At 62.8% G+C, this 564-nt stretch carries 2 pseudogenes; both read left to right on the top strand.

Annotated features, from left to right (window positions below):
- Positions 1-341, top strand: a pseudogene (locus AC0L3X_RS47390) (hypothetical protein); the annotation flags it as partial.
- 147 nt (positions 342-488) lie between these two features.
- Positions 489-564, top strand: a pseudogene (locus AC0L3X_RS47385) (helix-turn-helix domain-containing protein); the annotation flags it as partial.

Raw genomic sequence — 564 nt, 5'->3', positions numbered from 1 at the left:
CTGCCGGCCGACCGCCTCGACCGCGACATCTATCTGGTGCTTGAAGACTTCGGCGCGCGCGCCGGTTGCGCCTGGCGCGAGACCGATGAGGCTGACACTGACATCGAGACGATCCTGCAAAATCTCCTGTCCGGCCAGTACGCCTATCCGGTCCGGATTGTTTCATTCAATCCCGTTGAGGGGTGGTCGCGGGATGCGACTTCCGACGTCGCGGACGCCCTGGCCCAGCGCGCAGCCCGACACGGAGCCCGAGATCTCGTCTGCGCTGCAAGACTTCATCCGCCAATGCCACACAGCGTTTCGACATGCAGCTAGCCCTGCCCTTGCGCGGTGTCGCCTGACGGTGGCGGACTTCCGCTCTAGGTCAAAGAGGGCAACGCAGGTTCGAAAACAATCGGGTCAATGGCCCGGCGCTGACGCCGCTGTTGAAGGTCGACGCTTTGGCTGCCCGTGGTATCGCAAAGAGATACTGAGCTGATGCGCTTTGGGGCCATTCCAGGCAAGAGATTGGACGTCGCCTGGGGCGGGCTGCTTCGACAATATCCCGTGAACTGCGACGCAACG

This window comes from Bradyrhizobium sp. MI1.7 (assembly GCF_055811795.1).
The sequence above is the reverse complement of the archived record's forward strand: the minus strand, read 5'-3'. Positions and strand labels throughout refer to the sequence as shown.